This is a genomic window from Vibrio sp. 2132-1 (genome assembly GCF_033344315.1).
The window spans coordinates 1-658 of the sequence record NZ_JAWPON010000416.1; the positions used below are offsets into that span (position 1 = coordinate 1).

General features: G+C 49.2%; 1 protein-coding gene. It reads left to right on the forward strand.

Annotated features, from left to right (window positions below; all coding sequences use genetic code 11):
* The coding region (locus tag R8N47_RS25760) for a 1-acyl-sn-glycerol-3-phosphate acyltransferase (RefSeq protein ID WP_318186171.1) at nucleotides 1-658 on the forward strand (658 nt) is incomplete at both ends.

Below are 658 nucleotides of genomic sequence, written 5' to 3' on the forward strand. Positions count from 1 at the left end.
GTCGTGGTGGTGCGTTCTTTATTCGTCGTAGCTTTAAAGGCAACAAACTGTACTCCACGATTTTCCGTGAGTATCTAGCCGAGCTGTTTGCAAAAGGTTACTCGGTAGAGTACTTCAGCGAAGGTGGTCGCTCACGTACCGGTCGTTTACTGCAAGCGAAAACGGGTATGTTGGCCATGACGATTCAAGCGATGCTGCGTGGTCTAAACCGTCCGGTAACGCTGGTACCGGTTTACATCGGTTACGAGCACGTAATGGAAGTGGGCACTTACGCCAAAGAACTGCGCGGTAAACGTAAAGAGAAAGAAAACGCAGGTCTTGTTCTGCGCACTCTACGTAAACTGCGTAACTTTGGTTTGGGCTACGTGAACTTCGGTGAGCCTATTCAGCTCAACCAATACCTTAACGAGCACGCGCCAGAGTGGACAAAAGACATCGATAGCATGGGCGGTAGCAAACCACAGTGGATGAATCCTGTGGTCAATGAGCTAGCGAACAAGATGATGACGCACATTAACGATGCGGCAGCGGCAAACGCCTTAACGCTTTGTGCAACAGCATTGTTGGCTTCTCGCCAACGTGCACTGTCTCGTGATTCTCTGATCAATCAGATTGAGTGCTACTTGAAGCTACTGAAAAACAACCCATACTCAAGCAC